The organism is bacterium, from assembly GCA_030655055.1.
Lineage (GTDB): Bacteria > Edwardsbacteria > AC1 > AC1 > EtOH8 > UBA5202.
Genome location: JAURWH010000062.1, coordinates 1 through 12,462, shown reverse-complemented (window position 1 = coordinate 12,462; position 12,462 = coordinate 1). Strand labels below are relative to the sequence as shown.

The 12,462-nt window shown below is 51.5% G+C and carries 10 protein-coding genes; all 10 read right to left on the bottom strand.

The features are described from left to right. Positions 1-101 precede the first annotated feature (101 nt). Positions 102-1,148, bottom strand: coding sequence for a HEAT repeat domain-containing protein (locus Q7U71_02885; protein MDO9390699.1), 1,047 nt, complete (start codon positions 1,146-1,148; stop codon positions 102-104). Between the two features lie 110 nt (positions 1,149-1,258). Beyond that, the gene (locus tag Q7U71_02880) at positions 1,259-2,488 is read right to left on the bottom strand and encodes a lipoprotein-releasing ABC transporter permease subunit (protein ID MDO9390698.1); all 1,230 of its coding nucleotides are present in this window, start codon (positions 2,486-2,488) and stop codon (positions 1,259-1,261) included. 64 nt (positions 2,489-2,552) lie between these two features. After that, positions 2,553-4,025, bottom strand: a complete 1,473-nt coding sequence (gene lysS / locus Q7U71_02875) for a lysine--tRNA ligase (GenBank protein MDO9390697.1) — start codon at positions 4,023-4,025, stop codon at positions 2,553-2,555. 34 nt (positions 4,026-4,059) lie between these two features. After that, positions 4,060-4,833: a nucleoside phosphorylase gene (locus Q7U71_02870; GenBank protein MDO9390696.1), complete on the bottom strand. Its 774-nt coding sequence runs from the start codon at positions 4,831-4,833 to the stop codon at positions 4,060-4,062. Positions 4,834-4,852: 19 nt separating this feature from the next. Further along, the gene (locus Q7U71_02865) at positions 4,853-5,200 is read right to left on the bottom strand and encodes an ASCH domain-containing protein (protein MDO9390695.1); all 348 of its coding nucleotides are present in this window, start codon (positions 5,198-5,200) and stop codon (positions 4,853-4,855) included. Positions 5,201-5,372: 172 nt separating this feature from the next. After that, positions 5,373-5,822: a hypothetical protein gene (locus Q7U71_02860; protein ID MDO9390694.1), complete on the bottom strand. Its 450-nt coding sequence runs from the start codon at positions 5,820-5,822 to the stop codon at positions 5,373-5,375. 11 nt (positions 5,823-5,833) lie between these two features. After that, positions 5,834-7,210, bottom strand: coding sequence for a HEAT repeat domain-containing protein (locus tag Q7U71_02855; protein MDO9390693.1), 1,377 nt, complete (start codon positions 7,208-7,210; stop codon positions 5,834-5,836). Positions 7,211-7,355: 145 nt separating this feature from the next. Next, a complete protein-coding gene (locus tag Q7U71_02850; GenBank protein MDO9390692.1) occupies positions 7,356-9,860 on the bottom strand; it encodes a sugar phosphate nucleotidyltransferase in 2,505 nt (834 codons plus the stop codon). A gap of 21 nt (positions 9,861-9,881) precedes the next feature. Further along, positions 9,882-10,967, bottom strand: a complete 1,086-nt coding sequence (locus tag Q7U71_02845) for a hypothetical protein (GenBank protein MDO9390691.1) — start codon at positions 10,965-10,967, stop codon at positions 9,882-9,884. A 32-nt stretch (positions 10,968-10,999) separates the two neighbouring features. After that, entirely contained in the window at positions 11,000-12,229 is a 1,230-nt protein-coding gene (locus Q7U71_02840; GenBank protein MDO9390690.1) for a putative sugar nucleotidyl transferase, read from the bottom strand. Positions 12,230-12,462: the final 233 nt, after the last annotated feature.

Here is a 12,462-nt window from a genome sequence, read left to right as displayed (position 1 = left end):
AAACGACTGGATTCATTTTTGACCTCTCTCCTGCCTCTCCCCTGGAAGGGGAGAGGTCAAAGTCCTCCCTCCCCTCCCAGGGGAGGGATAAGAGGGAGAGGTCACTTTTGTGGCTCCCCGGTTATCTTGTACATCCCGTACTCTTTTTTCTCTATCTTAAAACCCTGCTTCAGCAAGGCCTCGCAGGCCGCCAGGCGCACATAATCGTCCTCGTCATCCAGGGCTTTCTTCAGGGACTTCACCGCCTTCTTGTCATTCCAGCCGTCCAGGCCCCGGGCGGCGCAGGCCCGGATCTCGAAATCATCGTCCTTCAGCGATTTCAGCAGGTGCTTGAAAACCTGTTCCTGGCGGATGGGGGCGATTACCTTCAGGAGATTTATCTTCACTATCCGGGCTTTGGATTTCTTGTGAACCATCAGGCTGTCCAGATGCAGGGACAGGGAGTCCGGGGAATAGTTCTGCAGATTCTGGAAGGCCAGCGAAGAAAGGTTGGAGTCTCCCAAAATTTTTATCAGGGCCGGCTCGGCCGGATAATAGACCGTTCCCAAAAGTTCCGACAACGCGCTTTCCCGGATACCTGCCGGTTCCTGCCCCAGCAGGGCCGCCCATTTGGCCGGGCGCTGTTTGGGTTTGGCTTTTTTGGCATCGCTGTATCCGGTGATGGCCTTGGCATAAGAAGGCAGAGAGGTATCGGATAAGGTCACCACACCCTGTTTCCCGCCGAAAAGACTGTAACAGCTTTTGGGGTTGATCTTGTTCTTGGACAGATAGCTGGCGGATGCCGTACCTGGCGACAAGAAGAACAAAACCTTTTGCCCTTCGGTCAAAATGCGCTTGGCGCTCTTATACTCGTCGGTCTGCAGGATGTAAATGGCCCTGTCCTTGGCCTTGGGATTTAACGGGCCTTTTAGGGACTGTTCCCGTTCCACCTTATAAAGGTAATCGCTGGTGATCACGCTGTCCCGGGACTTGGAGTTGACCTTGGCGGCAATCGGCCGGATCTCTTTGACCGTACCGTAAACTATCAGCTTGGCCCGGTCGATCTTCTCGCCCAGCAGGTACTCCTGGTTCAGCGCGGCATAGACGCAGGAAAATAGCCAAAAGAAAACCGCTGAAATAAGTATAATTTGGGATTTGGGATTCGGCATTTTAATGTTTGATGTTTGCATTTTGCATTCTTGCCCTGAGTCCGCAGCATTGGACCGAACGGTTTCCTCTTAACATTTGTTTTCTGCCTTTTGATTTCATATTTCGCATCTCATTCGTACCGTATCGCCTCTATCGGATCCAGCCGCGAAGCCTTGTAGGCCGGATAAAGGGCCGCCAGGAAGGTTATCAGGATGGTGGCAGAAGAGACCAGGACAAAGTCCCCGGCCTGCATCTGCACCGGCAGTTTGTTGATGAAATAAACGTCGGCCGGCAGGTTCACGAACTGGTATCTGGCCAAAAGCAGGCACAAAGAGTATCCCAGCCCCATGCCTAGGACGGTGCCGATGCCCCCCACCAGCAGCCCCTGGAACATGAAGATCTTCATGATGCTTTTGGAGGTGGCCCCCATGGATTTAAGTATCCCGATCTCCCGGGTCTTCTCGATCACCGTCATGATCAGGCTGCTGATGATGTTCAGGGCCGCTACGATGATGATCAGGGCCAGGATCAGGAACATGGCCGTCTTCTCCAGCTTCAGGGCCGAGAACAAACTCCAGTTCAGGTGGATCCAGTCGTTGTAGCGGTACTGCGGACCCAGCAGTGCGGTGATCTTCTTGCCGACCTCCGGGGCCTGGTAGATGTCATTTATCCTGACCTCGATCCCGGTGACCGCCGGGCCCATCTCCAGAAAACTTTGGGCCTGGTCCAGCCCGATGTATCCCAGGGTGGAGTTGTACTCGTACATTCCGGCGTCAAAGATGCCGGTCAAAATGAAGCGCCTGGTCTTGGGGATCAGCCCGAAGGGCGTGGCTTTCATGGACTGGGACGAGGTTACCGTCAGGGTGTCGCCCAAATAGGCCCCCAGCCGGTCGGCCAGGTCCAAACCAAGGATGATACCCGGCAGTCCGGTGGACATTGTGTCAAACTTCAGTTCCCCGGCCACCATGTTCCTGGAAATGTCGGTGACCCCGTGCTCCAGCTCCGGATCCACCCCCCGCAGCACCAGCCCGTCCACCTTGTCCCTTTTGGCCACCATGCACTTGGTGTAGATGAAGGGAGAACTGCTGATAACCTCGGGCAGGGCGTTGATCTGGGGAACAAGCTCCCGGTATCCGGTAATGGGCTGGTTCTGGTATTTCAGCACTATTACATGGGCGGTGGTGCCCAGGATCTTGTTGCGCAGCTCGGTCTGGGCCCCGTTCATCACCGAAAGCACCGTCAGCAGGGCGGCCACGCCCACCGTCACCCCGGCGAAAGATAGCACGCTCATCACCGAGATGAACCCGGTGCGCCGTTTGGCCTTGAAATATCTTTTGGCTATGAAAAGTTCGTAGGACATCTGTCAATTCACAATTTTCAATTCACAATTTGGAAATTCCGAATTGTAAATCGTAAATAGTTGGTTATTCAGGTTTCATGGTCGGGAAGAACACCACCTCGCGCACCGTCTCCGAGTTGCTGACGATGGCAAAAAACCGGTCGATGCCCACCCCAAAACCCCCGCAGGGCGGCATGCCGTGCTCCAAAGCTTCCACGAAGTCGGCGTCGTACATCTGGGCCTCGGCGTCGCCCTTTTCCCGAAGCCTGGCCTGCTCATCGAACCGGGCCCGCTGGTCCAGCGGATCGTTCAGCTCCGAGAAGGCGTTGCCGATCTCGGCCCCGGCGAAGATGGGCTGGAAGCGCTGGGTGTAATTTGGCCGGTCGGCGTGTTTCTTGGCCAAAGGCGAGATGTCCAAAGGATGGTCTATCAGGAAACAGGGCTGGACCAGGTTGGGCCGGATCATCTTCTTGTAGAGCTGGTCTATCAGCCGGCCCCGGCCCAGCTTGGGATCGGGCTTGATGCCGTGCTTCTCCAGCTCGGGTTTCAAAGATTCGGCGGTGGGGAACTTGTCCAGATCTATCCCGGCCTTGTCTATCAGCAGCTGGCGGTAGTCGTAGCGGGGCCAGGGACGGTTGAAATTCAGGATCTGGTCCTGGTACTTTATCTCCAGCGTCCCGAAGGTCTCCTGGACAATGTGGCAGTACATCTCCTCGGTGAAGTCCATCAGCGTCTGGTAATCCACGTAGGCCCAGTAGAACTCCATTAAGGTGAACTCCTGCAGGTGCTGGGTACTCATCCCCTCGTTGCGGAACACCCGCCCGATCTCGTAGACCTTCTCGTATCCGCCCACGATCAGGCGCTTCAGGTGCAGCTCCAGAGAGATCCGCAGGAAAAGGTCCAGGTCCAAAGTGTTGTGGTGGGTGATGAAGGGCTGGGCATCGGCCCCGCCGGGAACCAGCTCCATCACCGGGGTCTCCACCTCCATGAAGCCCCTGGAGTCAAGGAAATCCCGCAGGGATTTGACGAATTTGGTCCTTTTGACGAACAGCTCCTTGACCTCGGGGTTGGCGATCAGGTCCAGGTAGCGTTTGCGGAACCGGGTGTCCACGTTCTGCAGGCCGTGGTATTTTTCCGGCAGGGGCAGCAGGGATTTGGAGAGCAGGGTCAACTTCTGGGCCTGGACGGTGAACTCGCCGGTGTGGGTCTTGAACACCGGGCCCTGGACGCCCACGAAGTCGCCGATGTCGTAAAGCTTGAAGGCCTGGTAGGCCTCGGCCCCCACGATGTCCAGCTTGGCATAGCACTGGATCTTGCCGCTGGGGTCGGACAGCTGGAAGAACGAGGCCTTGCCGTGCCCCCGCACCGCGGTGATCCGCCCGGCGATGTCCACCGTTTCCTGGGAAACGATGAACTGCTCGGCGTCCTTTAGTATCTGGGCGGCGGTATGGGTGGCCTGGTATTTGGCGGGATAAGGGTTGATCCCCAGTTTGCGGAGTTCCTCCAGTTTGTGAAGCCGCTCGGCCCGCTCCGGCACTTGTTCAAAATGTTCGGACATATATTTATTCCTTTTAAATTGTTTTCTCGATCAACTAATCAAGCAGCGCCGTTAAAGCCACCTTGTATATCGTCTCCAACCCACGGTCGGTCTTTTTCAAATGGAATTTCGGCTTCCATTGCATCTCAGCCAAAGAATCGCTGATGGTGAACAAGGCGCTCAATTCCACCCTGCGGTATTGCGCCACCGCGAACAAGGCGGAGGCCTCCATCTCCACCGTGGCCACTCCCTCTTTCTGATACTGCCTGGCCTCGGCCACCGTTTCCCGGTAAGGGGCATCAATGGTCCAGCTGGTCCCGGTCTTATATTTGAATTTCAGTCCATCCAGGGTCTTTTTTATTTTTGCCGTAAGCTCTTTGGAAGCGCAGGAATATTTTGCCGGTTTCAGATAATGGTGTGATGTCCCTTCGTCCCTGATGGCCCGGTCGCAAACGATCAGGTCGCCGATCTTGATGCCCTTCTGCAAAGTCCCGGCGGTGCCAATGGAGATGAACTTTTTAACGCCCCAGGCTATCAATTCTTCCACCCGCGTCACTGCCGCCGGAGCGCCGAACCCAAATCCGCCGATCACGGCCACCCGGCCGCCGGTCTCATCCAGTAAAAGCATGCCCCGGCACATTTCATCGGTCTTGGTGGTCTTGTGTTTTTCCAGGATGTGTTTCATCAAGCCCGGCTGGTAGCAAAGGATGATCCCGTCCGGTATTTTGAAACTTGGCCCCCTTCCCCTCTTTTTTTGATAGGCAATGAAGTCATGGGGGGAGAACATCGCTTCCTGGGCGTGCTTATTTTTTAGATTTGGAAACGCCATGTTTATAATTCTGCTGTATTTATGCTGACAACAACTCTATCCTGATCCCCAATGCTCCGTACTTTTCTTCCTGTTCCCGGGTATATATCTTATAGGTGTTTTCCAGCATCCATCCCATAGTTTTCCCGCTGCAGCCCAATTGGTGAAAAGGAACATCCTGGTAAAGACTTTTAAAATCCTTGTAATATAGCAACTCCAGCACCCTTACACTCAATTTTTCCCCGTCTTCCGGCAGTTTGTGAAAAACTATCGTATCACCGATCTTTACCTTTTGCCGTTTTTCGTCATTCAAACGGATCTCTATGACTTTACTGCCAGACCTCATCTCCTCAAAAGGCTCGGACAGCAGATGCATTTTATGTTCCATGTATTTATCTCTAACTGATTTTCCATTCCCTCCCTCTCCTAATGCATTAGGAGAGAGCCGGCACTGAGACTGACAAGTATTATGACAAACGAAAGTGGGCAGGGGTGAGGTCAACAAAAAACACCGGACTTAAACTTATGTTCGGTGTCTTCAGCCTACCTTTCACTATACCTCAGTATCCAGGCAAACCTTCGACCCCGGTTATCCTCCACTTGTCCTTATGCTTGAACTTGACCGCCAAAGCCTGGGGGTTCCCGAACGACCCCAGCAAAAATCCCTGTTCCCCGCCCCGGGAGACAACTACTATGATCTTGATGGTGTCCACCGCCGTGTCATCCTGTACCAGAACCTTCTGGTCATCCATCACCACTTTTACTTTTTCAAACTCCATAAAGAACAGCGCCAGCGCTGTGTCGGCCTTGGCCTTGGTCATGGTGCCCTGGCTGAACTCTTCATCGATGTTGGACATGATAAAGGTCCGGTCCTTTTTAAGGAACGACTTGACCGTCTTCTCCATGGCGGACTTGATCCTGGCCTGCGGACTGAAGAAACTATTGTAGATCGTCAGTCCCATCACAACCAGCAGGACCGCAGCCAGCGCCAGGATTATTTTATTTTTCAAAGCCATTAGTACTAATATTTTGATTTATCCAATATTGCTTTTGCTTTATTACGAATTTCAACCTTTTCATTAGGATCATTTACTAATTTATTTATTGGTTCCTTTATGTTGCAGATTTTGACAACAGATATTAATAACTCATTCTCAAAAGGATCCCCCGTTTCAATAATCTCTTTAGCTATTTCAGGATCTAGTATTAATAGTCCATTCAATGCAAAAAAGCTTTTTTGGTTTGTGTGCTTTTTAAATACCTTTTTTAAATTAGGTATTGCTTTTTTCTCTTTCCTATTACCCAAACATTTCGCAGCTTCAGTAACTACCCCATTACTTTCATCATTCAGAGCATCAATCAAATAGTTGCTGGATCTATCAGTTGTTATCTGCACAAGTCCCCAAATGGATAGCAATCTTATTTCATCATTTTTATTTTGCAGTAACTTTTCAAGCCCAGAGTGATCTTCTTTGTCGTACAATAATTTAACAATTTCGGATGCAACTGGACACGGGAGTCCACCATATGGCCAATGATTCAACCCAACTTTCATAATATATTTAACAAGATTATCAGCAACCCTCGAGTGAATATCTTTACCGCATTTTGACAAAACACCTTCAATGTGGTGGTCTTTGCTTTTTTTCTTTATTATTTTCCCATCGACAGTATTATAATCGAAAATGGCAATATACCAACAACCAGTTACGATTCGAATACCATTAGGCATATCGACAATCGGGTAGATATCGAGCACGATATCTGTTGACTTCATGGGTATTGGAACATTCCGGATTTTCTGTGAATTCAAATCAATTGAATTCAAACCCGTCCCAAACATATCCCCTCTGCGTTCCGCATAAGTGCCGGTACCATTTCTATATGTACCGACATAAAGTTGATCATCATATAAATGCAATGAATAAATTTTATTGTTATTTAATCCCATACCCATTGTATAGTGCCGGTTTGCTTTATTGCTTTGGTCTATCTCAACCACACCGGCCATTGTTCCCAACCATACTTTTTTATCATTTGCTTCAACAATATTAACAGAATCACCATACCAGCTCTCCCATTTTCTTTGAGCCTTATCATACACGCCCAATCCGGTTGTACCGCCAACAAAAATATATTTGGAATTTTCGGCAATGCTATTTGCCGTTTCCGGTATATGAACATCAGTAATTATTTCTGTTGAACTATCAGTAAAATTGTATTTAATAATTGAATGTTTTTTTATTAATTCGAAGTCCATATTAACATATGAATTGATAAGATAGTCTTCATGTATTACCATTGAAAGGGGTCTGTTATCTTGAGGATTGTAATTATCTCTTGCATAAGAATTTATGTAAAACAATAACCCAACTATGACGAACATGTAATGTTTCATCGTTCCCTCATTAGTTTTGATCCACAATTAAAATAACCTCGAATACTTAATATTCCGTAACAACTTAGGGTCAATCGTTCGGCTGAGCGTTCGACTGAGATCACGCCGAAGTCCTGCCGAAGCCCGTGTCCCAATTAAAACCCTGTCAGCCCAGTCTGGCCGCTATCTTGCCCAAAAACTCCTCCGCCATCTTCTCCGCCTGCTCCCGGCTGTCCGCTTCGGCGTTGACATGGAACAGCTCACGGTAGGGATCCGGTATCACCTGCACCCAGTCGCGGCCAAAGAAGAGCTTCAACCCGTCTATCATCTCCCGTTCCTGGTGCGCTTTGGTGTCCTCTATCAGCGCCCTCAGCACCTCTCCCTTTTTGCTCCAGGGGCAGGCGATGTTCTTCCTGGCCAAAAAGCTTTTGGGGATCTCGGAAGAAAGGTCTTCTATCTTTGCCTGGGAAAGGGCCATCATCTCCAGGATCTTGCAGACCGTCAGCATGGCGTCAAAGGCCGGCTGGAACTCGGGGAAGATGAAGCCCGCCCGGCGGCTGGCGATGAATCCGACCTCTTCCCCGGAGGCCATCTCCATCAGCGACCGGTTGTCTATCCGGCTGCGCAGCACCTTGACCCCGTATTTTTGGGCCAGCTCATCCACCACCCGGGAGGCGGTCACCGGCACCGCTATGGATCTGATGGCCTGGCCCTTCATCACCAAAAGCGAGACGGCCAGCAGGGCTTCGTCCCCGCTTAGTATCCGGCCCCGGCCGTCCACCAGGAACACCCGCTCGGCCCCGCTGTCCAGCAGAAAACCGATGTCGGCCTTGAGCGACCTGACCGCCTCGGCCAGCCCGGCCTGGGACTTCTCAAAATCCTCCTTGGTCTTGGTGATCTTGGCAGGGTTGAGCTGGGCGTTCAGGGCCACCACCTCCAGGCCCAGTTCGCCCAGGATGGAGGGAAATATGGTGGCCGCCGCCCCGCAGGCATAGTCTATCACTATCTTGAAGCCGGCCGTTTTGATGGCCTGGGTGTTGATGTAGGAAAGCAATCCTTCGCGGTAGCTCTCGATGGTCCGCTCGGGAAACTCCAGCAGCCCGGTGTCATCGGGCTCGGCCCGCTTGAAATCCTCGCGCAGGAACAGCCTCTCCAGGCTTTTGACCTTGGCGGGCGGCAGGTCCTTGCCGTCCCCGTCAAAGAATATGATGTCCACGAATTTGGAATCGAAGGGTGATTTGCGGGCGTGAATGCCGCCCATCTCCTTGCCTGATTTCAGCTGGTAGCGCAAAAGTGGAATGGGCATGGACCTCAGGTCCTCGGCGTTGACCCCGGAGGAAAGCAGCCCGGCCAGCAGGGCCCGGTTGATCATCCGGCTGGCGGGGTGCCCGTCCCGGCTGGTGGCCACCAGCGCCCCCTGGCCCAAAAGTGCCCCGTAGGCCGCCCCCAGCTTGGCTGCGAACTCCGGCGTCATCTCGGTGTTGGCCAGCCCGGTCACCCGCGGCCCGGCAAAGAATTCCTTCAGCCAGCGGTCGCCCCAGATCAGGCTGGAGGTCAGGATGGAGTCCTCGTCCACCACCTTGCCCGGCCAGATCTTGATGTTCTCCAGCACCTGGGCCCGGGCCCCGATCTGCACCTGGCTGCTGAGGATGGCATTCTGTTCTATTCCCGCGCCCTCGGAGATCCCTACCCCGTCGCAGATGATGGCCCCGTCCACCCTGGCCCGGTCCCCGATGGTGCTGTCGGCCCAGACGATGGAGTGTTCTATAAAGGCATTCCGGCCGATCTGGCAGTTGTCGCCGATCACCACATCGTGGAGATGGGTGCCTTCGCCTACTTTGACGTTCTTTCCCAGGATCACGGCCCCGGAAAGATTGGTGTTCCTGGCCTGGATGCTGGAGCCCTTGCCCACCCAGATGTCCTTGCCGATCAGGTTCAGCCGGTCGCCATCCACGTCCACCTTGACGTTGCCCTTAAGCGCGTCCCAGTGGGCCTGGCGGTATTCCGCGATGTTGCCCACGTCCCGCCAGTATCCCGAGGCCACGTGGCCGTACAGCGGCAGGTTCTTCTGCAGCAGCGCCGGGAACAGGTTCTGGGAGAAGTCGAATTCCCGGGCCTTTGGTATCAGGTCGAAGATCTCCGGCTGGAACATGTAGATCCCGGTGTTGATGGTGTCCGAGAAGACCTGGCCCCAGGTGGGCTTTTCCAGAAAGCGCACGATCCGCCCGTCCGGCTCGGTGATCACGATCCCGTATTCCAGCGGGTTCTGGACCCGGGTCAGGGTGATGGTGGCCAGGGCCTTCTTGTCGGAATGGGTCTTGATGATCTCGCTTAGGTCAAAATCGGTCAGCAGGTCGCCGGAGATCACTATGAACGGCTCCTTCAGCAGGTCCCGGGCCATGCCCACCGCCCCGGCCGTTCCGTAGTCGGCGTCGGGCCTCAGGTATTCTATCTTCACTCCGTGACCGGACCCGTCCCCGAAATAGCCGGAGATGGCCTGGGCCTGGTGGAACAGCACGGCCACTATCTCGGTGATGCCGTGTCCGGCCAGCAGCCGGATGATGTGCTCCATCATCGGACGGTTGACCATCGGCACCATGGGCTTGGGCAGGGTGCAGGTCAGGGGGCGCAGCCGCGTCCCAAAACCTCCGGCCATTATCACCGCTTTCATTTTACAACTCCAACACTATTTTCAAGGAATGATTTTGAATATACCTGCGTATTTATTACGGCTTATTAAAACCATGCAATCAGACCAGTCTTTGTTCACAACAATGTAATAAGGATAATTTATTATATTTGATTTAATGATCAACTCAGCAAACATGTTGTTAATAATATTTAAGCAAGTTATTTTATTTTTTGTAAAGAAATAGATACAATCCCCATTGTTTGAAAACTTTGTATTACTGGAAGATACAAACATTTCCAATTTGACATTTTCATTTTTTAAATCAATCAATACAAATTTAGTTCCTTCTCTAAAGCCAGGTATCATCAGCCCACAATAATCACCACCACCAAAACCGACTATATCTGTATCGTAAACGCAATAGCTAATTGGTATTACTCTTTGTTTTTTATTTCTTATATCTAAGACATTCAGAGCATACCCACTTTCGCCAGTATCGTTTATATAAGCAATTAAATTCCCATCTCTCGATTGTTTTATTGATGGTAACCAGGGACTTTTTACGTCATAATATTTGTCAACCTTACCAATTTCATCTAATATCACTATGCCAATTTTTTCCTTTACCTCGTATTCAAATTCTGTACAGCCATACAATACAACATTCTTCCCGTCATTGGCTACAAATACCTTCGCACGACGCATTGCATCATAAATAGGCGCTACCCAAACCATTTGCTTTTTTGAACTATTAAAAAGCGAGATTTTTACTTCCCCAGACATTCCAGCAAGTTTAGGAACTTTAAGATTATGTGGCCCTTCAATGACAACATAATATTCTTGGTTGGGAGAATATATTTTATTCTTTTCATCGTTACTACGGCCAATACTATCAAAATATGAGTAAGCTTTTATAAAATTTTCTTTAGTACTAATATCCTGAAAAGAATGGATATTTGTATCCGTAGCTAATAGATCGAAGACCTTCGTTGCAATTTTATATTCATCAGCTGCGATGGAATCAGTTTTAATAAGCGTATAAATTTTGTTTCTCTCCATGCCATTTGCTATGTGAAAAACAAAAAGCAATGCAACTATAAATAATGACCTTATCACAGCAACCTCCTTATTCGATTTATCTGCCATGAATACTTATCAACACCAATTATTTTTCCAAATCATTTCACTGGCAATATACTTTCCCGAAAATGTCTAGCCAGCAAAACACGCATCTCTGGGGCCAGTTCCTTACCACGCCGATTCATAGCCGTTTCAGCCGTCTCTAACATTTTCTCTAGCTTATGCTCCGTAAATTTCTCGCTGCACCCCCAGCTGAAGGGCGGCAGATATTTCCTGACCGGACCGCCGAAGACGTTGCAGGCCGTCCCGATCACCGCCCCGGTGTTGATCAGGGTGCCGATGGCGGTCTTGCTGTGGTCGCCTATGTAGCAGCCGGCCTTGATCTGCTTTGAATCCACGTACTTCCCGCCAGCCCAGACCGTGATGCTGCCGTAATTGTTCTTGAGGTCGGAGTTGCAGGTCTGGGCCCCCAGGTTGACCCAGGACCCCAGATAGGCATGGCCCAGAAAGCCATCGTGGTGCTTGTTGCTGTAGTGCATGATCACGGATCCCTCCAGCTCGCCCGCGATCTTGCAATGGTGGCCTATGGACACCCCGGGCCTTAGCCTGGCCCCGTCGATCACCGACTCCGGGCCGATATAGCACGGCCCCTTGATGTAGCTGGGAGGGTTGATCCTGGCTTTCGGGTCGATGATTATCGGCCCCATCGTCGCGTCCAGCACCACCCCCGGCAGGATCTGGGTCCCCTTGCCAATCTTGACATCCTTGCGCTTGCCGATCAGGTGGACGCCCTTGGGCAGCTTGACCGCGCCGTCCTTGATAAGATCGGAGTCTTCCATTATGGCCCGGCTGTTGTAATTGACCAGTTCCCACAGATGGTTGAATATCTCGTCCTTGGTCTCAAAACTCCGCATTTTTTTGGCCAGGGAACTTATGAAGGCCGACGTTGGCTGGTTCTTCTTTACCAGTTCCAAAAGATTCTTATCGAATATCTTAAAGGCTTCGACTGTTTGCCCGGATAGAAATACGGTGTCGGTCTCAGCCTTGTTCAGCCAGTTCACCGTCCGGGCGGTAAGCCTGGCCCGGCCGTTGATCAGGAGCAGGGGAAGCCCGGCCTGGCTTATCTCCTGGCCTTCCAACCCGGCGGCCTTTAAGACCTCCTGCCTCTCGGGCAACACCCAATAAAAAGCCTTCTTGGCGCCCAGCCTTAGGAGGGATGAATGCCTCAGGCAATAGCCTCCCAAAAGCAGACCCCAGACAGGCCGCAGACAGGTCAGGGGATAGAGGCCTTTATAGCCCTCGTCCTCGAAAAAAGCTATTTGTTTCATCGGCGGAAACCCTGTAAATTGTTGGAATTACCCTTTATAACCTTTAATGATACCGCAAAAACAGTATGATTGTCAAACAAAAAAGCGGCGCTTGTGGTAGACTAATGATTATGTCAGGGGTTAACTGATTTGTGATAAAGTCAGGGTATGAGCAAAGAAAGAATCACCCTGACCATGAACGAGTTGCACAAGCTCGAGATCATCCAACGCTCCCTGCGGGGATCGATCAGCGT

Bases quoted from the DNA above. Each gene is read 5' to 3' on its own strand.
- Q7U71_02885 (MDO9390699.1), bottom strand. From the start codon at position 1,148: ATGCCGAATCCCAAATCCCAAATTATACTTATTTCAGCGGTTTTCTTT.
- Q7U71_02880 (MDO9390698.1), bottom strand. From the start codon at position 2,488: ATGTCCTACGAACTTTTCATAGCCAAAAGATATTTCAAGGCCAAACGG.
- lysS (MDO9390697.1), bottom strand. From the start codon at position 4,025: ATGTCCGAACATTTTGAACAAGTGCCGGAGCGGGCCGAGCGGCTTCAC.
- Q7U71_02870 (MDO9390696.1), bottom strand. From the start codon at position 4,833: ATGGCGTTTCCAAATCTAAAAAATAAGCACGCCCAGGAAGCGATGTTC.
- Q7U71_02865 (MDO9390695.1), bottom strand. From the start codon at position 5,200: ATGGAACATAAAATGCATCTGCTGTCCGAGCCTTTTGAGGAGATGAGG.
- Q7U71_02855 (MDO9390693.1), bottom strand. From the start codon at position 7,210: ATGAAACATTACATGTTCGTCATAGTTGGGTTATTGTTTTACATAAAT.
- Q7U71_02850 (MDO9390692.1), bottom strand. From the start codon at position 9,860: ATGAAAGCGGTGATAATGGCCGGAGGTTTTGGGACGCGGCTGCGCCCC.
- Q7U71_02845 (MDO9390691.1), bottom strand. From the start codon at position 10,967: ATGGCAGATAAATCGAATAAGGAGGTTGCTGTGATAAGGTCATTATTT.
- Q7U71_02840 (MDO9390690.1), bottom strand. From the start codon at position 12,229: ATGAAACAAATAGCTTTTTTCGAGGACGAGGGCTATAAAGGCCTCTAT.